Annotated in this window: 20 protein-coding genes and 5 pseudogenes; 14 read left to right on the forward strand and 11 right to left on the reverse strand. The window is 45.6% G+C overall.

Annotation, left to right across the window (positions count from 1 at the left end):
* Positions 1–62 precede the first annotated feature (62 nt).
* Positions 63–416: pseudogene (locus CS022_RS01905) on the forward strand (tripartite tricarboxylate transporter TctB family protein); the annotation flags it as partial.
* Between the two features lie 4 nt (positions 417–420).
* Positions 421–1,977: a tripartite tricarboxylate transporter permease gene (locus CS022_RS01910; RefSeq protein WP_129120865.1), complete on the forward strand. Its 1,557-nt coding sequence runs from the start codon at positions 421–423 to the stop codon at positions 1,975–1,977.
* 87 nt (positions 1,978–2,064) lie between these two features.
* Here CS022_RS01910 and CS022_RS01915 read toward each other — a convergent pair whose 3' ends face one another.
* A complete protein-coding gene (locus CS022_RS01915) occupies positions 2,065–3,294 on the reverse strand; it encodes a DEAD/DEAH box helicase (RefSeq protein ID WP_129120866.1) in 1,230 nt (409 codons plus the stop codon).
* Positions 3,295–3,530: 236 nt separating this feature from the next.
* Here CS022_RS01915 and CS022_RS01920 point away from each other — a divergent pair, with 236 nt between their 5' ends.
* Positions 3,531–5,072 (forward strand): amidase, encoded by a 1,542-nt coding sequence (locus CS022_RS01920; RefSeq protein WP_129120867.1) that lies wholly within the window; start codon positions 3,531–3,533, stop codon positions 5,070–5,072.
* A gap of 62 nt (positions 5,073–5,134) precedes the next feature.
* Here CS022_RS01920 and CS022_RS01925 read toward each other — a convergent pair whose 3' ends face one another.
* Together CS022_RS01925 and CS022_RS01930 are read right to left on the reverse strand one after the other, a co-directional pair.
* The gene (locus tag CS022_RS01925; RefSeq protein ID WP_129120868.1) at positions 5,135–5,950 is read right to left on the reverse strand and encodes a hypothetical protein; all 816 of its coding nucleotides are present in this window, start codon (positions 5,948–5,950) and stop codon (positions 5,135–5,137) included.
* A gap of 236 nt (positions 5,951–6,186) precedes the next feature.
* A complete protein-coding gene (locus tag CS022_RS01930; protein WP_129120869.1) occupies positions 6,187–6,642 on the reverse strand; it encodes a hypothetical protein in 456 nt (151 codons plus the stop codon).
* Between the two features lie 199 nt (positions 6,643–6,841).
* On the opposite strand from CS022_RS01930, the gene CS022_RS01935 reads away from it, so the two are divergent.
* Positions 6,842–8,353, forward strand: a complete 1,512-nt coding sequence (locus tag CS022_RS01935; RefSeq protein WP_129120870.1) for a glutamate--cysteine ligase — start codon at positions 6,842–6,844, stop codon at positions 8,351–8,353.
* Between the two features lie 34 nt (positions 8,354–8,387).
* Positions 8,388–9,305 (forward strand): M14 family metallopeptidase, encoded by a 918-nt coding sequence (locus tag CS022_RS01940; RefSeq protein WP_235869195.1) that lies wholly within the window; start codon positions 8,388–8,390, stop codon positions 9,303–9,305.
* 143 nt (positions 9,306–9,448) lie between these two features.
* Here CS022_RS01940 and CS022_RS01945 read toward each other — a convergent pair.
* A pseudogene (locus tag CS022_RS01945) lies at positions 9,449–10,530 on the reverse strand (site-2 protease family protein).
* A 405-nt stretch (positions 10,531–10,935) separates the two neighbouring features.
* Between CS022_RS01945 and CS022_RS01950 the strand changes: the two are divergent.
* Positions 10,936–11,931, forward strand: a complete 996-nt coding sequence (locus CS022_RS01950) for a GTPase family protein (protein WP_129120871.1) — start codon at positions 10,936–10,938, stop codon at positions 11,929–11,931.
* Positions 11,932–11,998: 67 nt separating this feature from the next.
* Complete coding sequence (locus CS022_RS01955) at positions 11,999–12,940, forward strand: hypothetical protein (protein WP_129120872.1); 942 nt, start codon at positions 11,999–12,001, stop codon at positions 12,938–12,940.
* Between the two features lie 230 nt (positions 12,941–13,170).
* Here the strand turns inward: CS022_RS01955 and CS022_RS01960 are convergent, their stop codons facing one another.
* From CS022_RS01960 to CS022_RS01980, 5 genes and pseudogenes are all read right to left on the reverse strand, one after another.
* On the reverse strand, positions 13,171–13,410 hold the full coding sequence (locus CS022_RS01960; RefSeq protein ID WP_129120873.1) for a helix-turn-helix domain-containing protein: 240 nt from the start codon (positions 13,408–13,410) through the stop codon (positions 13,171–13,173).
* Between the two features lie 495 nt (positions 13,411–13,905).
* A complete protein-coding gene (locus tag CS022_RS01965) occupies positions 13,906–15,069 on the reverse strand; it encodes a glutathionylspermidine synthase family protein (RefSeq protein WP_129120874.1) in 1,164 nt (387 codons plus the stop codon).
* 64 nt (positions 15,070–15,133) lie between these two features.
* Complete coding sequence (locus CS022_RS01970) at positions 15,134–15,739, reverse strand: DUF1190 domain-containing protein (RefSeq protein ID WP_129120875.1); 606 nt, start codon at positions 15,737–15,739, stop codon at positions 15,134–15,136.
* A 9-nt stretch (positions 15,740–15,748) separates the two neighbouring features.
* Positions 15,749–16,165 (reverse strand): DUF350 domain-containing protein, encoded by a 417-nt coding sequence (locus tag CS022_RS01975; RefSeq protein WP_129120876.1) that lies wholly within the window; start codon positions 16,163–16,165, stop codon positions 15,749–15,751.
* A 32-nt stretch (positions 16,166–16,197) separates the two neighbouring features.
* A pseudogene (locus CS022_RS01980) lies at positions 16,198–17,216 on the reverse strand (potassium channel family protein).
* A gap of 264 nt (positions 17,217–17,480) precedes the next feature.
* Here CS022_RS01980 and CS022_RS01985 point away from each other — a divergent pair.
* The 6 genes and pseudogenes from CS022_RS01985 (at position 17,481) to CS022_RS02010 (ending at position 23,182) form a co-directional block, all read left to right on the forward strand.
* Entirely contained in the window at positions 17,481–17,855 is a 375-nt protein-coding gene (locus tag CS022_RS01985; RefSeq protein WP_129120877.1) for a YkvA family protein, read from the forward strand.
* A 70-nt stretch (positions 17,856–17,925) separates the two neighbouring features.
* A complete protein-coding gene (locus CS022_RS01990) occupies positions 17,926–18,222 on the forward strand; it encodes a methyltransferase domain-containing protein (RefSeq protein WP_129120878.1) in 297 nt (98 codons plus the stop codon).
* Positions 18,171–18,659 (forward strand): methyltransferase domain-containing protein, encoded by a 489-nt coding sequence (locus CS022_RS01995; protein WP_129120879.1) that lies wholly within the window; start codon positions 18,171–18,173, stop codon positions 18,657–18,659. The genes CS022_RS01990 and CS022_RS01995 overlap by 52 nt, the downstream gene beginning before the upstream one ends.
* Before the next feature lie 83 nt (positions 18,660–18,742).
* Positions 18,743–19,911, forward strand: a pseudogene (rlmF, locus tag CS022_RS02000) (23S rRNA (adenine(1618)-N(6))-methyltransferase RlmF).
* Between the two features lie 220 nt (positions 19,912–20,131).
* The gene (locus tag CS022_RS02005) at positions 20,132–22,465 is read left to right on the forward strand and encodes an Ig-like domain-containing protein (protein WP_129120880.1); all 2,334 of its coding nucleotides are present in this window, start codon (positions 20,132–20,134) and stop codon (positions 22,463–22,465) included.
* Positions 22,466–22,624: 159 nt separating this feature from the next.
* Positions 22,625–23,182 (forward strand): P-loop NTPase family protein, encoded by a 558-nt coding sequence (locus CS022_RS02010; RefSeq protein ID WP_129120881.1) that lies wholly within the window; start codon positions 22,625–22,627, stop codon positions 23,180–23,182.
* 113 nt (positions 23,183–23,295) lie between these two features.
* On the opposite strand, the gene CS022_RS02015 is transcribed toward CS022_RS02010, so the two are convergent.
* A complete protein-coding gene (locus CS022_RS02015; protein ID WP_129120882.1) occupies positions 23,296–23,811 on the reverse strand; it encodes an NUDIX hydrolase in 516 nt (171 codons plus the stop codon).
* A gap of 104 nt (positions 23,812–23,915) precedes the next feature.
* Complete coding sequence (locus tag CS022_RS02020) at positions 23,916–24,425, reverse strand: GNAT family N-acetyltransferase (protein ID WP_129120883.1); 510 nt, start codon at positions 24,423–24,425, stop codon at positions 23,916–23,918.
* A 337-nt stretch (positions 24,426–24,762) separates the two neighbouring features.
* Here CS022_RS02020 and CS022_RS02025 point away from each other — a divergent pair.
* A pseudogene (locus CS022_RS02025) lies at positions 24,763–26,646 on the forward strand (propionyl-CoA synthetase).
* Positions 26,647–26,668: the final 22 nt, after the last annotated feature.

Raw genomic sequence — 26,668 nt, forward strand, 5'->3', positions numbered from 1 at the left:
TAGAGACTTTAACAATCAACAACAGGAAATGATGCTGGCGGCATCAATATGAACCTTTTCACGCGCAAACTCTACCCATAGCGCTGTCGTATCTTGGCGGTTTATTGGGTGTGTTGATGGTCGCGACAGCGCAAAAAGGCGTTGGTAACAGAATCAATGTAGACGGTCTTGATTTCATTCTTGTCGCGAAATTGCTGGCACTGGTGGTGGCGTTTGCGTTTGCGCTGGAGTGGGTTGGCTTTGCACTGGCAACCATTCTTTTTCTTATCAGCGGTTATTGGCTGTTGGGCGAACGACGGGTCAAAACATTATTTATCGCATCGGTGCCTTTTGCGGTGAGTATCTGGTTCATTTTGGCCAAACTCCTCGACATTTACTTGGCTCCGGGCCGATTGTTTACCTTGCTGGGAGGCTAAGAATATGTGGGATGGAATAGCAACAGGTTTGTCGACCGCGATTATGCCTTTCAACATCATGATGGTGGTGGTGGGCTGCTTTGCAGGTACCTTTATTGGCATGTTACCGGGTTTAGGGCCAATTTCTGCGGTAGCACTGATGATCCCCATCACCTATGGGCTTGACCCTGCGTCGGGCATCATTTTGATGGCGGGTGTGTATTATGGGGCTGTATTCGGTGGTTCGACATCATCAATTCTGATCAATGCGCCAGGCTGCGCAAGCACAGTCGTCACTGCATTCGATGGTTATCCAATGGCCCAAAGAAGACAGGCCGGTAAAGCACTGGCACTGGCTGCATACAGTTCGTTCACGGGCGGAACGATAGGTGCGATTGTCTTATTGTTTGCTGCACCCGCGTTGGCAACGGTGTCGTTAAGCTTTCAGTCCAGTGACTACTTTGCGCTGATGATTCTGGGGCTAACCGCTGTTTCTGCTTTTTCCGGTGAAGGCAAAGTGCTTAAAGCCATGAGCATGACGGTGTTTGGATTGATGATTTCAACCATAGGAACCGATGTGATTTCAGGGGCACCGAGGTTCACGTTTAACAATCTTGATTTGGTTGACGGTATCAGTTTTTTACTGCTTGCTATGGCAACCTTCGCACTCGCAGAAGTGATAATGACGGTACTCCGTCGTCAGCATGAGGAAGAAGAGCCGGAAATGGACATGGCCGCGCTCGGGAGCATGAAGCTGACGAAAGAGGAAATAAAAGAAGTCGCTCCAACGGTTGCCCGGTCCTCGGTATTCGGATTCATTGTCGGTGTATTACCCGGAGCGGGAGCAACAATTGCTTCTTTTCTTGCCTACGGTATGGAGCGAAATATTGCGCCAAACCGTCTGAAGAAAGGATTCGGGCAGGGGGCATTACGGGGGTTGGCTGCACCGGAAACGGCAAATAATGCGGCGTCGACAGGGTCTTTCGTGCCTCTTCTTACCCTAGGTATACCCGGCTCCGGTACCACGGCGATCATGCTCGGCGCGTTGATTGCTTACGGTATCCAGCCCGGTCCTCGCTTGTTTGTCGATAACCCAGATGTATTTTGGTCAGTCATAATTTCGATGTACTTCGGTAACCTCGTGCTGTTGATCCTGAACTTGCCACTGATTCCGTATATTTCGCGGCTATTGGTTATTCCACGGCCAATCCTGATACCTCTGATTTTGTTTTTCTCCATCACTGGCGTCTATTTGGTGAGCTTTAACACCTTTGATATTCACATGATGGTGATTATTACCGTGATTGCTATTTTCCTGCGTTTGCTGGATTTCCCTATGGCGCCGATGCTGCTTGGATTTATTCTTGGCGGGATCATGGAAAACAACCTCAGTAGGGCCTTGATTATCTCTGATGGAAGTCTTTCATTCCTCTGGGAGCGGCCACTGACATTGACCATTATGTGTATCTCGATCTTTGTCGTTTTGTTACCACTAATCAAACAGTTGGTAAGCAAAATGGGGTGGATTAAGAAGAAGTCGACGCTCGGTGTAATGCCTGTTGAGGATAGTAATGAGCAATAAATATGGTCTAAATGAATGACGAAGAATAAAGGAGGCAACCGCCTCCTTTGTTTTGCTTACCAAGCTTTATGCACCTCATTGGAATTATTATTTGCGCTTGTAACCCGCTTTCTTTTGTAGCTGGCGCTTCAGGCGACGTTTCTCGCCTCCACGACCGCCACGTTTTTCGCGATGCTCATATTCTGCATTCATATCCGGCTCAAAACCTTGTATCCACTCTTGTGGAATGCGTTGGTCAATAAGCGTCTCGATAGCGGCCAACATGCCTTCCTCATCTCTGCTGACCAGTGATATCGCTACACCACTTTTGCCTGCACGCCCGGTTCTGCCAATTCGGTGAACATAATCCTCAGGTTGATGAGGAAGCTCGAAGTTGAATACCGTATCGAGCGAGGGAATATCAAGGCCGCGTGCCGCAACATCAGTGGCAACAAGCACTCGGGTTTTACCTGTTTTAAAGTTTTCAAGCGCACGGTTTCTTGCGCCCTGTGTTTTTTCACCATGGATTGCTTCTGCTTCTAAGCCGTCAAGTACGAGTTCCTTCGCCAAGCTTTCCGTGCTCTGGCGTGTTTTGGTAAAAACCAGCACCTGCTGTAGATTCTTACTGCCAATCAGAAATGACAAAAGTTCGCGTTTTCGCTTTTTGTCGACAGGGTGGATTTTTTGTTCAACTGTCTCTGCTGTTGAATTCGTCTCGGCAATATCAATTCTTACTGGATCTTTGAGTAGCTTATAAGCCAGATTAGTGACATTTTTCGGGTAAGTGGCAGAGAAGAAAAGTGTCTGACGTTCCGAAGGAATTTTCTTCATCAGCCTCTTAATGTCAGAGATAAAACCCATATCGAGCATACGGTCAGCTTCGTCAAGCACAAGCGAATGTACCGAGGACAAATTCAGCGTACCAATATGAAGGTGATCAAGCAGTCGACCGGGTGTACCTACAACAATCTGAGCGCCTTTCTCCAGCGCTTTTTTCTGCGGATTAATATTGGCGCCACCATATAAGGCGGTGACGTTGATCTGTGTGTTAGCCGCATACCCGACAAACTTCTCATAAACTTGCTGAGCTAACTCACGGGTCGGCGTAACAACCAATACACAGGTTTGAGCGCTCTGTTCTTCAAGCAGCCTATGAATGAGGGGAAGCGCAAACGCCGCGGTTTTTCCTGTGCCAGTCTGTGCACCTGCCATCAAATCTCTGCCTTCAAGCACTGCTGGGATAGCTTCGCTCTGAACAGGGGTGGGTGTCGTATATCCCTGAGTGTCGAGTGTGTTTCGCAGGGTGGAAGAAAGGAGGTGGAAAACGCTGTCAGACATTGAGGCTACCCGAAGAGGAAAAGAGCACGGAGTCTAACAAACCGGAGACGAGACAAAAAGCGCTGCCTGAAATGTTTAACATTAGTCGAATGCATCGCAACCAATCAGTGAAAACGAGTCACAAAAGTCAGGCATTATTTAATAACGACCGAAAAGTTAAGGTTCTGATTTGCTGAGACCAACAAAAGCAGGTTGTTATAGAAGTGATTACAAATGAAACTAACTCTGGGGGCAAAATGAAAAAACATCTACTAGCGGCGGCAATCGGTCTGATGTTGTCTGCACCATCAATGGCAAGCGAGCCAGTAATTGAAGAAGCAACCTATGACCAGATCAGCCAGCAGCTGAACGATGGCTCTCTGACTTCCGAAGCATTGATCACTTACTACCTTGAACGCATCGCTTCTGTCGATGATGCTGGCCCGGAGTTAAATGCTATTCTTGCGCTTAACCCGAATGCCCTTGCCATAGCAAAAGAGCGCGATGCAGAAAGAAAGGCGGGTAAAGTGCGTGGGCCGCTTCATGGCCTGCCTGTTGTTTTGAAAGACAACATTGACACTCAAGCGCCTTTGGCAACAACCGCCGGTGCGTTAGCACTGAAAGACAATGTAAAAGAAAAAGCCGCACCCGTGGTTGAGCTGTTGGAAGAGGCCGGTGCTATCGTATTGGGTAAAGCCAACCTCAGTGAATGGGCGAACTTTAAAGCATTCAAAAGCTCCAGTGGCTATAGCCAGTTGGGTGGACAAACCAAAAACCCTTATTTCCTTGATCGCAACCCTTGTGGTTCAAGCGCTGGCTCAGCGGTTTCCGTTTCTGCAAACCTGACTCTGTTTGCTGTCGGTACTGAAACAGATGGTTCAATCGTCTGTCCTGCGTCGCACAGTGGTATTGTGGGCATTAAACCGACCGTTGGCCTGATTCCAGCAGAAGGTATTGTACCTATCAGCCACACGCAGGATTCTGCAGGCCCGATGGCGCGTACGGTAAAAGATGCGGCAATCTTACTGGGTGCGATGGCTGATCCATCTAACAAAAATGCGAAAGCTGACTATACGATGGGTCTGGAAAAAGTGTCCCTGAAAGGCAAGCGTATCGGCGTCACGCAACATGGCGATCGCTTCCCTGAACCTGTGAAAGCCGTTTTTGAGAAAGCACTGAAGAACCTTGAAGCACAAGGTGCCGTGTTGGTGCGCGGTATTGCAATGCCACAGGAAGAAGCGCTTGGTCAGGCAGAGTTTGAAGTGTTGCTGCATGAATTCAAACATGATTTGAACGCATACCTTGCGACGACACCTGACGCGGTAAAAGTGAAGACTATCGATCAACTGGTTGAATTCAATAAATCGAACCCGTCAACCATCGAACTGTTTAAGCAAGAGCTGATTGAAATGTCGGCATCAAAAGGCGATCTCAAAGAAAAAGCATATGTTGATGCGCAGGCTACCATCGAGCAGTACGGTAAAGTGGAGGGGTTAGACAAAATTGCGGCTGACTTGAATCTTGATGCCTTTGTCGCGCCGACGAGCACGCCGTCATGGCTGATTGACCATGTGAATGGCGACAAGTTCGAAGCGGCTTCATCAAGCCCTTCTGCGATTGCTGGTTATCCGAGTATCACCGTTCCAATGGGAGATGTAGACGGGCTACCTGTCGGTATTTCTTTCTTTGGTCTGGCATACAGTGAAAAAGGCCTAATTGACATCGCATATGCTTACGAGCAAAACAACAAAGCACGTACACAGCCGATGTTCAAGCCGACGTTGGTCGCGAAAAAATAACCGCGAACTAACTACGACGTTTTCGGGCTGACATCTGTCAGCCCGTTTTATTTGGTTAACGCTTAGCTCAGAGTCATACTTTTAGGGTTAAACCTCAGTTCATCAATGCTTTCTGTGTGGCACCAATTCCCGTTTATTTTTGAGTCGATAGTACGGATTGAGTCGGCAATGCCTGTAGTTGCTTTAAAAACTGACTGAGTCATGTCATCTTTAAACGCCCCAACTCCGGCGTTTCGCGGGTGAGTGACTTTTCCCATTGTGAATTTTTGCTCATTGGAGTCGTTCGTAATATTTATTGGTTCATTCTGATAGAAGAAAGAGTCACCGTTCGCTTGGGTATAAGTAACCTTTGATGAGGTTGGATAAAGAACGAAAGTGAATGCTCCTTTATTTCTCTCTGGTAGTGAGTAATCCTGCTTCACACCTTTGCCAGCAATCATTTTCTCGATGATGTCGTGCGCTGTTTCCTTTACCTCAATATCGCCAGCATTTTCTGTTGCTGTGATCGTGATGCTTCCATGCTCTGAGTCATATTTAGCTGAAAGTTGCCCGAAGTCTCCGCCTAAAGTGAAGTCTTTTTCTTGCATGAGGCGATTTCTGAATAACTGGTATCCCGCGGCATCGTCACCGAAAGCGTGTTGTACAACTTGGTAAGCATGATCTAACGATGAAATGACAACACGGGCTGTATTTTCTATTGCAAAGCCGTCGGCGCGAGAGGACTTCAAGTCTGTGTATTCATCTTTCAAAAATGCTGTTTCGGGCTGATAGTTGGCCCTCGGGTCTTTAGCAAAAATATCATCAGTGCTTCCATCAGCACCACCGCCACAACCTTGCAACAAAATACCAATCGTCAATGCGATGAGTAACTGCTTCATACCTTTAATCTCCAAATGATAAAAATGGGTTTCGCTGTTGCTTACAGGGAGAGAGCATTTGGTTGTAGGTCGAAAAAGTTGATGAACTTAACTATGCCTGACTATCGTGCTACTAAGATAAAATATGAAACAGTGTTTTATACTTTCATGGCAATTATTTCAAGTAGTTTTACATTTAGTTTTTGATAAGGCTTAAAGAGGAGAAAAGAGCTACTTCAGTAGCTCTTTTGATGTTTTTAGTACTTCGCGCCATAACCATGATGGTTATATGGAGTATAAGAAAAACAGTGTTGCTGCATCATCCATTGCATGCGCATCATCATTTCCATTCTTTGCATGTAATAGAAATACTGGATTTGTTGCATACAATGCTGAGCTTGAGTCTGCATTCCATTATTGTAGTAACCGTGCCACGGGCAGGGTTCAGGCGGGCAAGGTTTTGGTGGACAGGGTTTGGGTGGACAAGGCTTTGGTGGGGTTTCGCATTCAGGCACTTCCGGTTTCGGCTTAAATAAACCTGAAAAAATTGAACCTGCCAATGCCGCAGCACCTGCAATGACGCCTCCACCTAAAATTAAACAGCCTATCGGGAGTAGCGGTGCCGCTAATCCGGCGATACCTGCAAGTATGCCGCCTCCTGCCAGAGCTGCTCCACCAGCCGCCGCGCCGCCGCATGCTGCTACCATAGCCATAGAAAATACTCCGTAAATGATGTTTTGTAATAAAAAGTCAGAACTAATTAATTGTTTTCTTATATAACAACTCGCTTAGTGCTTTTACTTGAAATCAGGTTCCCTCAAATTCTGAATATTCTATTAAGTGCTTAACGAGCGCCGAAGTCGTTGTTTTTGTTCTATTGTTTTAAGTGTGTTTAGTGACGGATTTGGCGCAATGGGACTGGACATTGATAAATCTGATTTTGACGATAAAGACCATACTCGGTTTGCTAATGAGCTGCGTCATGATCTTGAAACGTTAGAACGACTTTTGTCATCCAAAGGTTGGGGGGAAGGACCGTCGACAATTGGCGCAGAGCTGGAGTTGTACCTGACGGACATCAATAATCGGCCGATCCCGTGTAACGACAAAGTGCTCTCATTGGCAAGAGATCCGTTTCTGACAACCGAAATTAACAAATTTAACGTCGAATACAATTGTCCCTATGTTCCGGTGAAGGGCAAGCCATTTTCCCGGCTGAAAACCCTGATGGATAAGCGCATTTTGACGTTACAGGAGTTGGTCGATAATGATGGTGTGAAAATAACACCTGTTGGTATTTTGCCGACACTGCTCGAAACCGATTTTGACGCAGGGCATATGACCGACGTCCCGCGTTATCAGGCATTGATAAAAGTGCTGCGGCAGTGTCGTGGGCAACCTTTTCACATCGAAATTGAAGGCTTTGACAGCCTCTCAATGGATGTCGAAGAAGCAACGATTGAGGGAGCGAATACCTCATTCCAGGTTCATGTTAGGGTTAACCCTGACGAGTTCGCCTCTTGGTATAACGCAATACAATTATCATCGGCGTTTTCATTGGCCATGGGCGCTAACTCTCCCACATTTCTTGGCAAAAAGCTGTGGCATGAAACGCGTATTCCTTTGTTTACTCAGTCTGTTGATTGTCGCAATCCCATGCGTGAAGCCCACCTTCCTTGCAGGGCGTCATTCGGTCAAGGTTATTTGCGAAACAGTGCCATCGAATTATTCAGACAGGGGATTCATCTTCTCCCTGTTTTACTTCCAGACTGGTCGGATAACACCCTTAAGTCTCCTGAACTAAAGTCGGCTGCTCGCAGACACACACAGAAAAGAGAAAGCGAAAGTCCAGAACTGAGAGCATTGAGACTTCATCAAAGTACGATTTGGTATTGGAATCGGCCTGTTTATGATCAGGCTGATGGTGGGCACATGCGTATCGAACTTAGAAGCTTGCCCGCAGGGCCCACCACAATAGATATGCTCGCTAATGCGGCTCTCAGTATTGGGCTTGCACAACACTTCCGCCATAATATTGAATTCCTGATGGATATGTTGCCTTTTGAGTTTGCGCGTCACAACTTTTTTGCCGCGGCAAGGGCAGGGATAGACGCTAAATTTATTTGGGGTGCGAGCACTGGCTCTGTGCGTGAATACCCGGTTACGGATCTTCTACTGCCTCTGTTAGATGGCGCAGCCAATGGATTGCGTGAAATAGGGATTGACGGAAAAGAAGCAGACAAATGGATTGCGGTTATTGAACGCCGAATAATGACCAAGCAAACAGGCGCGGTGTGGCAGCTATCTTCTCTCGCGCATTATGAGCAAATGCAGAGCTCTTATCAGGCACTCAGCAGTATGTTCAGCGATTATCGAGCTAATTGCATGTCGGGTGAACCAGTATCAGATTGGATTGTGCATTGATCGTTATTAACGGCCACAGCGAGGAGACTTTTTGGTGAAACTACATGAGGTTGGGCTGCCTAATGAGCAGCAACGAAAAGCAGGATTTGAACAATGGTTGAGCAGCCTGCCTGGACCAAGCTGGCTGACGATGCAAGGGAAAGATGAGTCCCGCCACCGTGTTGTTGTGACCTTGTTACACGGCAACGAGCCCTCCGGTGTTCGAGCCATCTGGCAGTTGCTCAATTGCCCTCCTGCCTGCGCTGTGACCACGCACTTTTGTATCGCTAATCTTGATGCAGCCTTGAAGGACCCTGTATTTAGCTTTCGCCATTTGGTTGATAAGCCAGACCTGAACCGATGCTTTGGTCGTCCCGGAGATAGCTTGAGTTATCATTTAGCGCGTGAAATCGAAGACAAAATCAATGAGATCTCACCGGAGGCCGTGGTTGATTTACACAACACGTCTGGCGATAGCCCCCCCTTTGCCGTCGCGTTGTCAGACGACCACGAGCATCAGGTCATTGCCAGTTTATTCACCGATAAATTTCTTCATACCTCAGTCCATCTCGGGGCGTTAATGGAATTAAGTCGCCCGGGGCAGCCGATTGTGACAATTGAGTGCGGTGGTTTGCAAGATGAAGGGGCTGATCAGTTTGCACTGGAGGGCCTTCAGCGATTTCTGACTAAAATCAATATCCGTCGTTCAAGGCCGAAAGTCGATATGGATATTTTACATAACCCAGTCAGGGTTAAATTGGCTGCGGGTAAAACGATTTGCTATCACAGCCGAAAAGTTGATGACGTAGATTTAGTACTCAGCAAAGACGTTGATAAGTTGAATTTTGGTGAGCTGAAAGCAGGAACGCAAATAGGCTGGCTAGGCAAGAAAAAACTTGATGCGTTAACCGTCGTTAACGGTCTATCTGACTGCGAAGCGGACGCATTTTTAACTATAGCCGAGGCCGATTAACGCTTAAAGAAGACTCTCGCCTTTTCATGATCACCACAAACCCCAGAATTGCTATCGACGATTGTCTGTTTTACCTTGTGTCGGCCGCGCAATAAAAAACGGCGGTAATGACCGCCGCTTTTCGTTCTATCTCTCTACCGTGGCTAGCTTTGCAGCACAATCATTGGGATGGCGAGGATTTTATCGCCTGAACTTGCCAGATGCATAATGACCGCAACCAAACTTCCGACAAGTGCCAAGTACCAGGCGGTGCTGAATATCTGACCATATCTGTCGAGAGGTAAAACATCTGACTGATGTCTTGTACGCCATTCTGAGAAAATTTCTAAACTGCCGATTAACAGCATGACAGCGAGAAATGCAAAGCCAAAGGCATAGCTTATGTAAACCCCTAATCCCGCGCCTAATAAACATGCGATAAGCCCGACCTTATTGTTCATTGAAAAGCTGATGCTCTTAAGGATATGTCCGCCATCGAGTGGCACGATGGGTAGCAGGTTGAAAAGGTTAAGTAATGCGTTAAAACTGGCGATTCCGGCAAAGAATATATTGCCAGTGACCCAGTACGCGATAAGTGAAGCAAGTGACATAAACAGGCCAAATGTTGGCCCCATGATAGAGATCACCACGTTTTGCCAGCGGGTATTTATCCTGTCCTCACTCACGGCGAGCCGCCTAAAAAAGGAATAAGATAAATTCCTTTGGTTTTCATGCCGAAATACTTCATTGCACGAATATGTCCGTACTCATGGACGACAAGACAGGCGATCAACGCCAGCGCAAATTCGAGAGAGAAAAACCAAGAGTATGCAGCGAGGCTGGCACCTGCGAAAAGCACCTTGATGACTTTGGCGCTTTTGAGCAGTTTGAAACCCAGAGAGAAAAGACTAATGACACTGAATTTTTTCTTTGCGGCTTTTTGGTGAACAACAGGTTGCTGTTCAATGTCTTTTTCATTTCTGATGCCTTCTTCTACGACACTTTGATTAACGCTCAAGGTGTAATTGAAAGAGAAGGGTTGCCACTGCAATTGCGAAGACAGTATGACGTTGACCAGTCCGTTAGGTGTTTGTAGCTGGAAAATGTGCGTTTTATCACCTTCATTATCCACGCTTGCGGCAAGCTGGGAAACGAGTTGGTTGTCCCAGTAAAGTGCCTGCCATCCGGCCATCGAAGCTTCCAGTCTAAGGCTCTTGCCCAAACATTCTGTATTGAGTAACTGCAAAATACGCAAATCCTTGTCAAATAATTGTATCTACAAGACAGGTTTTTCTGTCAGAGCTTGTCCTGCCTTGGTGTTGAATGCGTTATACCACTTACGTGACAGAGTGAGTACTGAGATGAGAAAAAATAACGTGTCGTTCTGAATTAATCGATGATTAAGCCTATCAGCGAAAACTTTTATCGTCTCCAGCCGCTAAGCATTATCTTATTGAACTGCTGCGCTTTTTCTTGTTTCTGTCATCTCATTCTCTTGTGTATCACCTGAATACTTCACTATACAAACGTTTCTTATTGATTATCCGTATCACTTTAGAGACACCTGATGAGAAGGCCGAACTTTATAGTATGAAAACAGCAACAGAGTTTGCACTTCATCAGGAATTTAATCGACAGGGAGCGGTTGAACATGACGTTGATTATGCCAAGTTTCGGAGATGGCGGGTTTGTCAGTGACATTCGGCAGCAGGTATTGCGTAACAATCATCTTGACGACAACACCAAAGAAAGATTTAAGGAAATACTCTCATCGTCTTTGAGTAGCCAGATCAACATGCTGTTCATCGGTGAAGAAGGTGTGGGTGTCACGTCTACAGTAGATGCGCTATTTAAAAAGCTTCCTCACGCTGAAGAAACTTTATCACTGAGCCAAAGACGATCAGACTCAGTGACCCGAAGAAGTGCTGATGGAATGGTCATCTGGGACTGTGCGATATCTGGTGACGGATTCAAAGACCATCAGAAACGTTATCAAGTGCGTTCTTTACTCGAAGAAACAGACAAAAATGGCAAACCACTGATTGATCTGGTCGTTGCTGTTTTTGACGCGTCATCCATGCATATTCATTCTTGTGTGTCGACGCTGAATCACTGGGTTTTGCCTTCATTGGGACGATTTGGCGAGAATCGCCTGATGGTGCTGGGGAATAAAGCGGATAACCTTTCTCGTTCACTGTCTGATATTGGCTCAAGCCGACACTGTGTCTCTGACGGGGAACTCTGCATGGATGTTGTCGCTGCTTCATTCCGTTATCAAATGATTGATAAGTTTGGTCTCGATGTAAGGCCTGTGTTCTGCGCAGCAAACCCTGACACTGGTGCGCCATTTAATCTGATCAAACTGCTTTCTGTCATGACAAAACAACTTAACCATGAAAAGCGTCCAATGTTGTTTAACCGTTCTTTGGTATGGGGTGAGAAAAGCCTGAGTACTCATGACAAGCAAAGCCGATATCTCGCGAGAATTGAGGACAGCCTCTTCGCTACTTTCTTTACAGAATTCAACGATGGCGCAAGGCTGGGAGGCAGGCTGGGGGAGCGAGCAGAACTTAATGGCCAAGCCGCCGGGAAAATAATCCAACAAAGTATTGGGAACACATTAAGGCTGTCAAATGATCTACTTTGATCTGGCGTTTGGCAGACATTGGGAGGGAGCTTCCTCCTGCAGGGAAGTGAGTACAAGAGGAACAATAATGAACGCATCATCCAATTTACTGGGGAAAGTGATAGCTGAAATACAACATTCGCCCGTATTTGACGACAGCAAGAAAACTGACTTCGTACATCGTCTGCAACAGGTAGAGAGCAGTGCACTGAATATTTTGTTTGTCAGCCAGTCGGCTGAGACAAAAAATGCAGCAATCAATGCGATGTTTCCTACGATAGTGTTAGAAGAAAACAATAAAAATATTATTCCCTATCAATTGAATAACCTAACTCTTTGGGATTGCCCTGCATGGATGACGGGTAGCAACAGTCAAACTTCATTGATGATGGAAATTGGTGCGTTATTGGATGAACGTGACGAATACGGTCAGCCACTCATTGATCTTGTTGTTACGCTCGCCGATGGCAGTGAGAACAAACCCTATGCCGCTTTTCAAATGTTGTGCGACCACATTATTTCAGAGCGAGATCCAGCGACAAGGCACCAGGTTGTTGTCGCGATTAACTATGGCGATGTTCAGCATGCTGATGAAAACAATGTGTTTCGTTTACACGCAGAAAAACACAAAACAGATTGGCCTCAACAGGTACACAGCGCATTACAAACAGCTATGAAGCAACGGTTTGGGATACTCGCTGAAGCGATTGAGTTTGAGGCTGACACCTATTTAGATCGACCAACTAATTTGCTTGCCCTATACAGAGCAATGTTTGAAGCGCTTCCTGCAGAGAAGGCCATAAACCTGCTCAATCAAGATATTGAGTACCGCACTAATTATTGGGCTTATAACACATGCCTTTCTGACCATATGGCTTCATTTGAGAATACCCTCTTTGACTATGTCTGGAACAAGTCACTTAATGGCTGTCGTTTAGATGGCAGGTTAGGGGCGTTTGTCGGGAGTAATGGAGAAGAGCTAGGAAGCATTTTGCAAAAAAATATTTCACATGCATTATCGATAAACTAAAAAATAAAAAGGCCGGATATCCGGCCTTTTTTCCTACCCAACTTACATCATTTACTATTTAACATCATTGATGTAAAATTCTTTACATACCAGCTTATTCAATTAGACTTTAGTAAGATTATGTGGCACGAATCAATAAATAAAACAATTGATATAAAACAAGTTTAATATTTAAGTTTATGGTTTATAAATTAGTAATTAAGACATTATTTTTTTGATTCTATTAATTATTATTTAATTATGTCTAATACATCTACCCCGGAGACAATGATATATCCTCGCATCATATCGGCATCGATAATATTGATTCTTTTATTTTTAAGTTCTATCCAACCTCGACGACTTAGAAACGACAAGTTCTTTGACAGTGTCTGACGAGATACCCCCATCAGATCTGCGAGCTCCTGCTGAGTGACCGGAAGGCTTTCTCCTTCGGCAACCTCTTTTGTATTTTTTAAAGATAAAAGCATGACGCAAAGCCTGATATCGGTCTTCTCACTCAGGATAAATGAAATGGTTTTTGGGTAAGATATAGATTTCTCGCGAGATTATTCGACATTTTTACAACAAGACTTAACTCTTCGTCATATATCGACTTAAATGTTCTCGTATCGATGGAAAGTAATACTGCCACAAACATTGTTGTTGCTGTTGAGATCGTGGCTTGTCCCGCTAATAACTCAACGTCATCAAAGTATCCATTTAATGATGCGAAGCCTGCTAGGTGTTTAGTCCCGGCGAGAAAGCTCAAATCAAATCTTACTTGCCCTTCGATTAATAAATAAAATCTCTCTAATGCTTCTTTAGTAATTCCTTTATTTTAATTTTCATATGCTACCACTATATTAATAACGATTTACCATAAATTAATGGTCCAACCTTTCCTTGTTTAAATTAAAAAATCTAAAAATATAGACCGAATATGATGGTAGTTTACTTTTTGACCGATCGGGCAAGAAATTCAACTAAATAATAATATGTGGTAAATAACGAGATAGGTCTTGCGTAACGACTGAGCTGTCCTCACGAATGGATATACCTGCCGCTTCGCCATTAATTAGCCAGCTACCGATCAATGTATAGTTGTCGCCGAATTTTGGTAGCGGATGGTAGGCCTGAACAATGTAGCCTTCTTCACCATACGGACCCTGCGAATCTAATGTTTTAATACCATCCCGGTAAACAGATATATTGGCACCTTCACGAGAGAAAAGGGGCTTTTTCACATAATCAGTTAACGTAGCCGCAGCCTTGTCGTCAGCAAAATACGCAGGTAAAAGGTTAGGATGGTTTGGGAACATACGCCACAACATCGGCAGTAAAGCTTTATTGGAGATGATGCTCTTCCATAGAGGTTCAAGCCAATTCGTGGTCGTTTTGGTCAGATGTTTTCCATACTCTTCTTCAAACATAAATTCCCAAGGGTATAGCTTAAACATCCAACGAATCTCTCGGTTCTGCTTATCGCAAAACTCACCAAGGTCATTGATACCGATGTCCTCAACATGCACAAATGCTGTCGAGAGTCCCGCTTCTTTGGCACAGTCTTCCATATACTGGACCGTTTCGCGGTCTTCCACCGTATCGTAGCAACAGGAAAAATGCAGTGTTTGCCCGGGTTGTTGCCTGGCAAGTTCTGCGAACCGAGTTATCATCAAATCTTGGAGTAAGTTAAATTGGTCAGCATCCCTTCTGAGTTCTCCACTGTCCACTTTCTGCTCTAACCACACCCATTGCCAAAATCCGGTTTCATAGACTGAGGTTGGTGTATCAGCGTTATTCTCATACAGCTTCGCCGGCCTTTGCCCGTCGTAAGCCAAGTCGATACGTGAATACAATGAAGGATCTTGGCGCTTCCATGAATTGAGGATTGAATCCCAAAAGGCTTCGGGAACGCAAAACCGACGGAGCAATTCGTCATCTCTCACCACTTTATCCACCACTTGGAGACACATCTGATGGATTTCTTCGGTTGGTGCCTCTATGTCTTCTTCAATTTGTTTCAGGTTGAACTGGTAGTAGGCGCTTTCATCCCAATACGGCTCACCATACATAGTGTGGAAGCCAAAACCGTATTCTTTAGCGAGCTGGTGCCAATTAGATCGTGGGCGAGTGTTTACGCGAAGCATGCCAATCCTTTGGAGCAATAGTCGCCTACAAGAGGCGACAGAGAAAGTGTTAGTAAGGTGGGTGTTATCCACCCCAGCTGCGGGAGCTTGATGATTTACCAAAACTTGATTTCGACGCAGACATAGAGCCAAAACCGCCACGTGACAGTGTTTTGGTTTTCGTTACTGGCTTGGTTCTGAGAAATGACTTTGCGACATTGAATTTAGATTTACGCTTCTTTTTACCAAAGCTGTAACCGTCATCAGATACCCACTCGTCGTAATAATTGCTGCCCGGATAGCTTGAGCTGAACATAGGCCTCGCATAGTACCTGTCTGAACCCGAAAGCCTGCCGAACATGTATCCCGCCATGACAGGCATGAACCAACCGTTGTCGTCATCACGGTAGCAGGTGTCTAACCCAAACTCATAGGCGCAGTCTTCGTATGAACTGAACTTTGGTGCAACGGCTGATGCCTGAGCCAGTGCATCTTCATATCCCGAATGACATTGAGCGCTGATCGTGGGATTGTTGTCGATACAATCTCTAACAGCCTCGAAGATTTCAGTTTGTTCAGTCTCTTCGCTGCAACCTGTTAATGCCGTGAATGCAGCAACCGTGACGGCTGGATAAATGGGAGCCCATGACTTCCTCATCCTTGGCCGAATGACATTTGTGCTTCTTTTCATCTTGGCCTCCTAGTACGTCATGCAAGCAGCGTTAAGTAGACCAATGGCAACAGACATCGCACCCATAAGCATGGCTGCTGGAATTTCGTTGTTTTGAATGCGTTCAACCAGCTTCGGCATAAAACCAAAACGAACTATAAAAAAAGCAGCGATTTGAGCCACAAGGGCGACCGCTGCCCATACTGCGAAATCTAACAAATTGACCGAGTTACTGGCGGCGCCTGCAATGGCAATACTGTATCCAATAAACGCACCAGATAGCGTTAAGGCAGCGGCTGTATTTTGTTCCTCTTTTACCAGATGCCACTCGTGATATGGCGTAATACGGGTATAGATCGCTTTAAACAACAGGAGAAACACAATCGACAGGCCAAAATACAGCAAAAAGTCTGTGAGATTAGCCAATGAAGATGCGAGTTCAGACATATCAATTTCCTTTTGAAATAACGTGAAATGGCTTACCAGTTAAAGTCGTGGATACGCTCATCTGCAATGTAAAAGAGTTGCGAGTTGGGGCTGACTTCGACATTTAGCTTTGGATTGATTTCGAGCCCATTCCCCGTGTCCATGCCAATTAGCGTGGCATCATGCTGCTCCTTAAACGTCATGAAAAGATCACCGATGGTAGTCTTTCCCGCTGAAGCAGGGTAGTAGACTGAATACTGAGTTTGTCCCTTAGTGGTATTCAACAGCTCGTGGTGGAGTGCCGATGAACCAGGGTCAAGTGCGGCTTTCGCCAGCATTTCGATATCGACCGACGGAATACTCTCAACATTCGGACAGTGTTGTTTGAGCAGATTGCTGAGGGCTGGATCGTGAAAATAGGCCAGCATGTGGGCATCAGGGTTTGACTCGCACAAAACAGCGCAGCGGCGAGCGTCGTGTCATCTTCTTCATTGTCGATAAGAATACACGCCGCCTCAGCGACGCCTGCTTTTGTCATCCCTATTGGATCGGTAAAGCTGGCAACGCGAACAAATTCGATTTTCCCCGGCATCGGGTTTTCTATTTCAGGGCGGACGCAGAGTACGATACGACGTTGCTTTTCTTCTCTGAGCAACATTTCGAGGAGATCCATGGTGCGCTGGCCATTCCAGCCAAGGATTAACATATGTTGTGACACGTTGATGCTCCTTCTTCCTTTTAGCCCACTTTTCCAGTATTCAATCAGTGTTGTGGCGACCCGCCCTACAGCGGCAGCAAAAATACCCAAACCAGCTGGTATGACATACAAGGCGACGATCCATTTGCCAGCCGGTGTTGCCGGAGACATATCGCCATAGCCCACCGTTGATGCGGTCACCAAGAGATAATAAATGTAATTAGTCAGATCCGATGTCAGCGCCACTTCATCGGCGAGATAAAGCAATATCCAGCTGGTGATTACATGGAACATCAGCAGAATAAAGAGGTTTTTTCCATTTAGGTCATTAAACGTAGCAACAAACCAACGGCGTACACTTACCCAAAGTTGCATGCTAACTCCTGTTTTACACGAACTAACTCTGCCGTTACAGGTAGCTCTGGACACCAGAAACCTTATTTTCTGGTCACATTTTTGTCAGATAGTTAAATGATGTTACAACAGACTATGTCAGACTCGGATGGGGAATATTGCCGATGTGAATTAGTTCTCATTTTATCAACAGTATACGTCTGTGTTGAGCGAATCTGATACGAAAAATACCAGTCACAAATGATCACGTTTTCTGAATGAATCCACTCAAAGGGGGCAATAGACATGGAAGATAAAAAGCCATCTGATGAAAATGAACAAGCAAAAAGTACATTTTTGAAACAGTACTCAGAAGAAGGGTTCTGGGAGAAGGCAAAGTCCGTCGCCCAGCGTGCGGGTCTAGATGTGCTGGAGCAGGCTCTCAAACTCTATTATTCAGCACTGGACGATGACACGCCGAAATGGGCAAAGGTGACTATTTTCTCCGCGTTGGGCTATTTTATTGCCCCTCTCGATGCGATACCTGATATCACACCTGTGGCTGGTTTTTCTGATGATTTGGGAGTACTTGCTGCTGCTGTTGCCACTGTGCTTGTCTACATCAAAGACGAGCATGGCAACAAAGCGAAAGAAAAGCTGAAGCAGTGGTTTCCCGATTAGTTCGCGCCGATCGTTTACGAAATTAAACGCTATGAGTATTCATGCTTGTCGACATAACAGAGAAATAACAATGACAGATCCAAAGGTGAGATTTAGCGACAAGGTAAATGATTATGTGCAATTTCGGCCTGATTATCCTGATGCTGTTGCAGAGCTATTGCTGAAGCGATGCGCGGGTGGTTATCAGGTCGCGGATATTGGCAGTGGAACAGGCATTTTTACCCGTCAACTGTCGTCTGCCGGTTTTTCTGCTGTTGGCATTGAGCCAAATGACAACATGCGTTCAGCTGCCTTGGAGCTGGTCAGGCCGATTATTTGGCAGGCAGCGCTGAAGCCACGTCACTTCCATCAGGCTCTGTTGATTTAATTACTGCAGCGCAAGCATTTCACTGGTTCAATAACGCTGAAAGTCAGAAAGAGTTTAGGCGTATTTTACGACCAGATGGTCTCGTTGCCGTGATATGGAACAAGCGAGACTTGAGATCAGCATTTCATCGTGATTATGACAACCTTTTGAAGCAATACGCATCTGACTATGCCAAGGTGACGCATTTACAGATCAAAGATGCTGAGGTTGAAGCGTTCTTTGCGCACTTTGAAGGGAAGGAAATCTTTCCACACCATCAACAGATGGATTTCGAACAGCTTCTTGGACGTCTTCGTTCCTCATCGTATTGCCCCGATGAAGGCAGCGAGGCGTATTCAACTTTGACAAAGGCGATGAAAGCCCTCTTTGAAAAATATAAGCAGAAAGGATTTTTGAGTTTTGAATACCAAACATGTGTCTACTTGGGTAAAATGTAATGAGTGCGATATTTTCCTGAACGCTCCCGCTGCGCGGGGATTAGAGGTACAATGCCTGCCTTAATTGACCTCCGGTGAATGAAATGCGCTCGGCTACTCCCAAAAGAACGACCACAAAGAAAACGTCCTCTGATAACAATACAAGCAACAAAAAGAATAACCCCAAACGAGGTGCTTCGGTCTCTGTTGGGCGTTCAGACAATAAAAAGCCAGCCCACTTTTCCAAAAAACTGCCAAAAAAGGCGACCTCTTCATCTCGTTCGCAAAAAACACCGACGAAGAAAGGGCTGCACCCAAGAAACCCTCACCGAAAAAATTACGACTTTGAGGCGCTTGCTAAACGTTGCCCAGATTTAAAACCTTATATTGAAACGAACGCTTTCGGCGATCTCTCGGTGAATTTTTCTGAACCAAATGCTGTAAAAATGCTCAACAAGGCCTTGCTGCACGAGTTTTATGGTGTTGAACATTGGGATATTCCTGAGGCTATCTCTGCCCACCCATTCCCGGTCGCGCCGATTACCTTCACTACATTGCCGATCTTTTGGCAGAGAGCCATCAAGGGGAAATACCAAGGGGCAAAAAGGTCAGGGGGCTTGATGTCGGCACTGGGGCGAATTGTGTATACCCCATCGTCGGCGCTTCGGTATACGGCTGGCAGTTTAAAGCCACTGATATCGATCCTATTTCGGTCAAAGGCGCGAAACTCATTGCAGAAAACAACAAGAACCTCAGGGGGATGATTGATTGCCGCCTGCAAAAAAATGCTGAAAATATCTTCATAGGTGTGATAACCCAAAATCAGCGACTTGATTTCACTATGTGTAATCCTCCGTTTCATTCTTCTATGGCCGAAGCAATGGCGGGATCAGCAAGAAAAGTAAGAAATCTGTCGGCCAATGCGATGAAAAAAGGAACGCAAAATCGTGCTTCTCCGAAGCATATATCTATAAACAAAGGTGAGAAACCCACTCTTAACTTTGGTGGCCAGAAAGCTGAACTTTGGTGCCCCGGAGGGGAGGCCGCTTTTCTTGAAAAAATGATCGAGCAGAGTAAGGTATTTGCTCAACAATGCCTGTGGTTTACCTCATTAATATCGAAGAAAGAAAACCTGCCAATAGCAAAGAAAAACCTGAAAAATCAGGGCGTCGAAGACATTCGTGTGATTGAAATGGTTCAAGGTCAAAAGGTTACTAGGATATTGGCTTGGACTTACATTACTGCAAATGAACGTGCGGTTTGGTTTAAGTGATACAAGGTTCTATCTGACTGTCGTTCAACTTAGACATTGCTCAAGTCTCATTATTTAGCGTGTATCTCATACTTAATTATTTGAGAAATTTCTATTCTTTTTGGCCGGATAAACTCCGGTTAAGTTGCACCCATGAAAAGGTCATTGCGCGCAAGTATGCATATCTCGAATGCAATTCACTGCATCCACTGCGCGTTTTTACTTTTTTTTGGAGGTAGCTTTGGAATATATAAAACATAAAAGATATCGATGGCTTTTGCTCATCACTGTGTTCCTATCAGGTTGTTTCACTGTCGATAAGAAAGAGGTGGACATTGAGAAGGAAGATGGCGGACAAGCTGTCATCGATGTTGTTTTGACCGACAGGCCGTCTAACCGTGTCGTGCTTGATATTGTTAGCGATTTACCCGATGAGGTGACGGTATCACGGGCGCAGTTGACATTCACATCAAGTAACTGGAACACACCGCAGACTGTGACATTAACGGCAATCGATGACGATACCGTTGATAACGACACGGCTAAAATCAAAGTCAGCGTTAATCGCCGTTTGTCCGATTTTTCATTCGGTTTCGCGCAGGATAGGCTCGTAAACGTGACGGTTGTTAACGATGATCTGGCCGATGTCAGACTCTCAAAAACCGCAATGACAATTCCTGAAAATGCAGGGGCCGGAGAATTTACTGCCGTGTTAACCGCGCAGCCTAAATCGGATGTGATTGTAGATGTTGAAAGTAATGATGTCGACGAGGCAACAGTAACCCCATCTCAGATTACATTCTCTCCCTCGAACTGGAATACGCCTCAAGCGCTGTCAGTGTTTGGCATTGACGATGACAAAACGACAACGGATACAGCAACGGTCAGTGTGTCAGTAAATCCGCTTTCTGATGGCGGTTTTGTAGAAATACCGGTGAAGAGTGTCTTGGTCACGCTCGAAAACGATGACGATGGTGAACAGCCTAAAGCCATTAAGGTTGATCCCGCGCAACCACCTGAGCAGTTAGTCGTGACGCTGCCAGGCCGTAATGATTATTTTAAATTGCACAAAACGTCTCAGCGTGGGCCTGACTTTGAGGTGGTCAGAGTCAGATCTGATGGCACTAAAGAAGCATTGGACGCCGGAGAAGTAAGAACTTACACGGGTTACAGCCCGACAGCACCAGAAATACTCATGGCCGCGACGCTGTTACATAACGGTGATTTACGATATCAACTTTTCCGTGGTGTTAATGATGACATTATTGGAAACCCCTCGTCAGCAGCGAGAGAAGATGATTACGACGCAAGCAGGCCGACAAATGTGACGTTCTGGGACCGTATGCCAGCGCCGCCAATTACGATTCTTCAACCTATGGGAACGCTGACCGACCCTGCACCAAGCCCTTATAAATTGGCAGACCTGTCGTTGATTCTTGATGCGAGCCGCTGGACAAATCTTGGTTTCCAGAAAGACCGCTCTATCATAGAAAAAACAGAGACCAGCATTAACTTTACCGATGCCTTGTATTTACGAGACATGAGTTGGCGACACCCTATCGACAAGGTACTTATTTACGAAACCTTCCCTGCTTCTGGCACCAATGAATGGACAAAGACCAAAACACGTGTGGACAGCTTGTTCCCCGGTAATATCTCTGACCATTATGCCACTATTGGTCAAGTTGGTGGTGGGTTAGCATTTGTCTGCAACACTCATTCAATCAGCGCTGTGTACAACAGTTTTGATGCGGGATACGCGGAGTTTTGGCATGTCTTCCGACACGAAATCGGTCACAACCATGGTTCCGGCCACTACACAGGAGGAGCACCTGAGGGGGCAACCATTATGTCGGGTAACAGTATTCCGCTATCAAAAATAAGTGGCCCGGAATCTGATGTCATGAAAGGTTGCGCAAGCTGGAAATTCAAAGATGCGTATCGTGATGGACAAGCGCCCTCGCATCCCGTCCCGCCTTATGCAAAATTTGATAAGGTGCTGATCAAAGGTTCAGAGCGAGAAATTGTCCTTGATGTTCTCAGCAATGATATCGATGCGAATAATGACAAGATCGGTATTCTCGACTTCGTAACAAGCACACGTAACGGAACGATTCGCTTCGAACCAGCTGATAGCGCATCAGGTCGGGATAAACTTGTTTACACCGTAGACAGTGTTTTAGCTATCGGTGAAAAAGACAGATTTACCTACCGGATTATTGATGCTAACGGTCAGATTTCGACGGGACAAATTGAGATTCAACGCTATCCAGAATCAATCACGCTGTCGACTAATGCTGATCTGAATAACATTGCCTCAAATGCCGAGGAAGTTGCCAAACTTTACGACTACTACAGAGAAGTAAAATTTGTCACGTCCAATGGCAATTGGGCAAGCAATATCAGATTACCGAGCGGAGACAGGCTAGAGGGACGCGATTTCTTACTGACTGTAAATTCAGCCTATGCCGTAAATTTACATGTGAATGGTGAGGTGAAAACCTATTTCAGAGGACAGACCATATCGGGTACATACGGAAATGGTGCCTGGAAATTGTTTGAAATCGCGTTTTAGTCAGCGTGTGATCGAGGGAGTGAACGCGAAAAGCAGGTATGAAAATACCTGCTTTTTTTGTGCGCTAAATAGTCTGGCTCGCATTTTATCTCTGGCTTTATTGAATTTCCTGACTGTAGCGGAAAAATGGTCACGCTAACTTCTGGAAAATAAAAACATATGCTTAGAATTAAGGTCGTTGGAACTAACGGCAGTGGAAAATCCTATTTCAGTGCAAAGTTGTCTCGGGTGTTAAATGTGCCTTACATAGAAATGGATGCACATTACTGGCGACCTGACTGGCAAACAGCACCAAGCAGAGAGTTTGTCACCAACCTCAAAACAGCAATGCGTTCTTCATCTTGGGTCATGGATGGGAATTACGACCACATCAGTGGCGAGGTCATGCCAGATGTCGACACACTCATTTGGCTGGATTACTCCTTTAGCCGAACGGTCTCTCAGGCCCTAAGAAGCGCCGTAAATAATGTCGTGACCAGAAAAGAGATGTGGGCGGGTAACAGAGAAACGTTGAAAACGGCATTTTTCAGTAAAGATTCTCGATTCATCAGTACCGTAAAAACCTACCATCAAACACGTCGACACCTCTCTGCGCGTGTGACAGAAGAAGGCATGAAACATCTGAATATTATCAGACTCAAGCATCCAGATGAGGCTGCAGCGTTTTTAAGCGCAATGCAGCCAGCAAAGCAAGAGACGGTTCAAATAGTAAGTTGATTGTGCACTCTTTAACATTTCACCGCAGGTTCGGTTGATGCGTGTCTCCAAGCTCCTGTAGTGATTGCGTCTGTTGTCTTTATGCCAGCAGGTGAAATCAACGTGGGGTTATCTCATTCGTTGAGCCGAATGTGTTGCAGTAAATACGTTTCTCTTTCTATTGAAAGGCCTTTTTTCGCCGAGTTCTCAATAGTATTCAGGTTATGCGCGATTGCTTGGTCGATATCTACCCACTCAGCTCGCATACCATTCTTAATCTCATAGTCCTCGAGTTTTACTGCGCCGAGCTCTTCATCTACGTCACAGGTAAAGCAGTACGACAGCATGTGCACGACATCGAACTCAGCTTTGTACCAAGGGCGGAACTCTTCATACAGGCCATAAGCGACGACATTTCTGATATTTTGTGCGCCTGTTTCTTCTTGTAACTCACGAACAAGACCCGCTTCAATATCTTCACCTGCATCCACACCACCACCCGGTAGTGAGTAGTCCTGATATCGCTCTGTGTACATCAATAAAATTTTGTTCTCTTTTATTGTAATGGCTCGTGTCGCAAGGCGGGTAAACTGGCTTTTGTCTTCAAGCGGCTCGACATCAGGGTGGATACTGGTTTTAAGTTTATTCACAACGTACAACTTGTCTGAAAGGATCGGGTATTTGATTGGCGGTTATTGTCGCGAAGAGTCGCTCCTTTGCAAAAGAAAGTCGCCAATTCATTCATGTGAATCATTTACAAAGACGATCCCGATTCAGCAGTGTAAGCGAGAACATGGTTTGCATGAGTTTCTCCATCAAGCAGAAAACTCACTTCTCCGATAATGGTAAATCCCAGCCGCTCATAAAACGCTAACGCGGGTGTGTTGTGTATCCATGTGGATAGCCACATTGGGCTACCATACCCAGAAACAGCCTCTTGGAGTAACGCTCTGCCAATATCTTGTCCCTGAAAATGTCGGGACACATAGAGGGTTTCTATTTCATAGCCGGCATCTGGTTTATCAACAAACTTGGAGGATAAATCTAAAATAAGAAGCCCAACTAAATGTTGGTCTTTTTCATACAGAAGGACACGCTTTTCCTTCTGTTGAAGGAGCCTTTCAAAATGTTCAACAGTCAGTGTGTCTAAAACATATTGAGAAATCTCTTTCCGAATACCTTGCAGGGTATAGCTGTCCAGCCAAACCTGTAAAGATAATGCAGTGATATTAAGACAATCAGAAAGTGTTGCAGAACGAATCATTGTTGACTCCTGTGAAAGTCTTGCGCTAGATATTTTTGTGAAAATTACACGGCGAGGAGCATACGCTTTTTCTGATCAGAAGTATGAATATTAGTGCGTAATTACTGATAAAATTTCAATTTCCGATCGAGATAACTTTCTTTATTCGAAGGCGTTATTTGTCACTATTGGATACGTGGATTTTCAGATACGACACAAGGATCTCTCATTTGTCTGCCTAGACTGGTAATACGCAAAGGCAATCGAAATGACAAATTGTCTGGGCAGTAAACAGTTTTTTTAGTCGGACGCAAGAACGCCGAATTCCCCTGTATATTTTCTGAAGAAGGACTTGGTAATGACAAGTTATCAGCAGATTTATGAAGCATCGATTTCTGAACCCGAACTTTTCTGGCAACAACAAGCAAAAAATATTCAATGGTTTGTCGAGCCAAAACAAATACTGTCAAAAGATGCGAATGGTGCTGACCGTTGGTTTGCAGACGGTGTTTTAAATACAGCCTATCTGGCACTGGATTACCATATTGAGCAGGGGCGAGGGCAACAAACTGCCTTGATTTATGATTCGCCAGTCACCAACTCCGTAAAACGTTACACATATACGCAGCTTAGGGACGAAGTGGCGTTGACTGCGGGCATGTTGTCACAGCAGGGGGTATCTAAAGGGGATAGGGTGGTGATCTATATGCCTATGGTCCCTGAGGCAGCGATCGCGATGCTGGCGTGTGCGAGACTGGGCGCTGTGCACTCGGTCGTTTTTGGTGGTTTTGCTGCCCATGAATTGGCGACACGCATCGATGATGCGCAACCCAAAGTGTTGTTAACAGCAAGTTGTGGCATTGAGCTTGATAAAATTATCCCTTACAAGCCGTTGGTCGATAACGCATTGGAACAAAGCGACTGGCAACCCGGCTCGGTGATCGTGTTACAGCGGGAAGAATGCAAAGCGGCGTTAAGCAGTGATCTCGATAAAGATTGGCAAGGTTTGTTGGCCGATTCCTCGCCTCAATTAGAATGCATCCCTTTATTGGCGACGGACCCACTTTATATCCTCTATACGTCTGGTACGACAGGGAAGCCGAAGGGAGTAGTGCGGGATAACGGTGGACATGCGGTGGCGATGAAATACAGTATGGAGGCTGTATATGGCACCAAACTAGCCGATGTCTTTTGGGCTGCATCAGATGTGGGCTGGGTCGTCGGCCATTCTTACATCGTTTATGCTCCGCTTATTCATGGCTGCACCACAATAATGTTTGAGGGTAAGCCAGTTAAAACACCGGATCCCGGCGCTTTTTGGCGAGTGTGTGAAGAATATCAGGTGAATGTTCTCTTCTCTGCACCCACTGCATTCAGAGCAATCAAGAAAGAAGATCCGGAAGGTATTGAGGCCCGCAAATATTCGATGGATGCTTTGCGCCATATTTTCATGGCTGGAGAGAGGCTCGATCCTTCCACATTGAACTGGGTAGAAGAAGTTACGGGTAAGCCCGTCATTGACCACTGGTGGCAGACGGAAACTGGTTGGGCGATTGCGACGAACCTGTTGGTATTGAAGTCTTCGATGTGAAGGCAGGCTCAGCAACAAAACCACCCGGGCTACCGCATTGAAATATTGGATGCAGATGGTGAACCAGCTGCGGCTAACCAGCAAGGCTATATTGCGATTAAGCGCCCTTTGCCGCCGTCGTGCCTCCCGAGTATTTGGGGAGATCATGCGAGGTTTGAGTCTGGTTACCTTACCCAGTTTCCCGGCTATTACGCCTCAGGCGATGGTGGCTACATTGATGAAGACGGCTATGTGTTTGTTATGGGACGCATAGATGATGTTATCAATGTCGCGGGCCACCGCCTTTCCACCGGAGAAATGGAAGAAATTGTCGGTGCGCACCAAGCTGTCGCAGAGTGTGCAATTGTCGGAAAACATGATGAACTTAAAGGTCAGTTACCCCTTGGTTTGGTGGTTTTGAAAGACGGGTACTTATCTTGTGATGGAAATATCGAAGGTCAACTGGTGGATAAAGTGCGCAGTGAGTTGGGTGCAATTGCTTGCTTTAATCAAGCTGTTATCGTCAACCGCCTGCCAAAGACTCGTTCAGGAAAAATTCTTCGTCGCATTATCAGACAGATTGCCGATGGTGAGGAATATACTGTGCCGTCGACAATTGATGATCCCGCAAGTCTGGACGACATAAGCGAAGCGTTGGGCAAGCGCATCTAGTTTTTTACAACCATGAAGTAAA

This window comes from Veronia nyctiphanis, assembly GCF_004116385.1.
Taxonomy (GTDB): domain Bacteria; phylum Pseudomonadota; class Gammaproteobacteria; order Enterobacterales; family Vibrionaceae; genus Veronia; species Veronia nyctiphanis.

Bases quoted from the DNA above. Each gene is read 5' to 3' on its own strand.
- CS022_RS01965 (WP_129120874.1), bottom strand. From the start codon at position 15,069: ATGCTTCGCGTAAACACTCGCCCACGATCTAATTGGCACCAGCTCGCT.
- CS022_RS01910 (WP_129120865.1), top strand. From the start codon at position 421: ATGTGGGATGGAATAGCAACAGGTTTGTCGACCGCGATTATGCCTTTC.
- CS022_RS01950 (WP_129120871.1), top strand. From the start codon at position 10,936: ATGACGTTGATTATGCCAAGTTTCGGAGATGGCGGGTTTGTCAGTGAC.
- CS022_RS01925 (WP_129120868.1), bottom strand. From the start codon at position 5,950: ATGAAGCAGTTACTCATCGCATTGACGATTGGTATTTTGTTGCAAGGT.
- CS022_RS01930 (WP_129120869.1), bottom strand. From the start codon at position 6,642: ATGGCTATGGTAGCAGCATGCGGCGGCGCGGCGGCTGGTGGAGCAGCT.
- CS022_RS01915 (WP_129120866.1), bottom strand. From the start codon at position 3,294: ATGTCTGACAGCGTTTTCCACCTCCTTTCTTCCACCCTGCGAAACACA.
- CS022_RS01985 (WP_129120877.1), top strand. From the start codon at position 17,481: ATGGAAGATAAAAAGCCATCTGATGAAAATGAACAAGCAAAAAGTACA.
- CS022_RS01975 (WP_129120876.1), bottom strand. From the start codon at position 16,165: ATGTCTGAACTCGCATCTTCATTGGCTAATCTCACAGACTTTTTGCTG.
- CS022_RS02020 (WP_129120883.1), bottom strand. From the start codon at position 24,425: ATGATTCGTTCTGCAACACTTTCTGATTGTCTTAATATCACTGCATTA.
- CS022_RS01960 (WP_129120873.1), bottom strand. From the start codon at position 13,410: ATGCTTTTATCTTTAAAAAATACAAAAGAGGTTGCCGAAGGAGAAAGC.
- CS022_RS01955 (WP_129120872.1), top strand. From the start codon at position 11,999: ATGAACGCATCATCCAATTTACTGGGGAAAGTGATAGCTGAAATACAA.
- CS022_RS01935 (WP_129120870.1), top strand. From the start codon at position 6,842: ATGGGACTGGACATTGATAAATCTGATTTTGACGATAAAGACCATACT.
- CS022_RS01990 (WP_129120878.1), top strand. From the start codon at position 17,926: ATGACAGATCCAAAGGTGAGATTTAGCGACAAGGTAAATGATTATGTG.
- CS022_RS01920 (WP_129120867.1), top strand. From the start codon at position 3,531: ATGAAAAAACATCTACTAGCGGCGGCAATCGGTCTGATGTTGTCTGCA.
- CS022_RS01970 (WP_129120875.1), bottom strand. From the start codon at position 15,739: ATGAAAAGAAGCACAAATGTCATTCGGCCAAGGATGAGGAAGTCATGG.
- CS022_RS02010 (WP_129120881.1), top strand. From the start codon at position 22,625: ATGCTTAGAATTAAGGTCGTTGGAACTAACGGCAGTGGAAAATCCTAT.